We start from the raw sequence: 403 nt of genomic DNA, 5'->3' as shown, positions 1-403 counted from the left end.
CCGGCCCTGGCCAACTTCGACGTACTCACCGCAGCGCAAAAGCGCGAATACGTCGCCTGGCTCGACGAGGCAAAGACCGATGCGACCCGCCAGCGCCGCCTTGCGCAGGCCGTGGAATGGATCGCGCAGGCCAAGACCCGCAACTGGAAATATGCGAAATGCTAGTTTCCTGAAATCAATAATGCCGACGTATTGAATTGGGATCGGCAACTCGGGTATAGTGCATCGCGGCCCGCCAAATTGCGCGGAATCAATGTGTTGCAGAATCCGACGATAAGAAATGCGAATTTTTGTACTGAGCCTGCCATCGAGCAGCGAGCGTCGCTCCAGGGCGAGCGCGAAACTGGCGCGTGAAGGCATTCCATTCGAATTCATCGACGCCGTCGATGGACGCACCGGCCAG

Annotated in this window: 2 protein-coding genes; both read left to right on the top strand. The window is 58.1% G+C overall.

The window, feature by feature from the left end; translation table 11 throughout:
• Positions 1 to 6 precede the first annotated feature (6 nt).
• Entirely contained in the window at positions 7 to 165 is a 159-nt protein-coding gene (locus D0817_RS26775; protein ID WP_497756099.1) for a YdeI/OmpD-associated family protein, read from the top strand.
• Between the two features lie 115 nt (positions 166 to 280).
• Positions 281 to 403 (top strand): glycosyltransferase family 25 protein (locus tag D0817_RS26770; protein ID WP_193555377.1); only part of this gene is annotated, 123 nt, incomplete at its 3' end.

The sequence above is a fragment of the Flavobacterium cupreum genome (assembly GCF_003996965.1).
In the GTDB taxonomy this organism is placed as follows: domain Bacteria; phylum Bacteroidota; class Bacteroidia; order Flavobacteriales; family Flavobacteriaceae; genus Flavobacterium; species Flavobacterium cupreum.
Note: the sequence above shows the minus strand (reverse complement) of the source record. Positions and strands in the feature narration are given on the sequence as shown.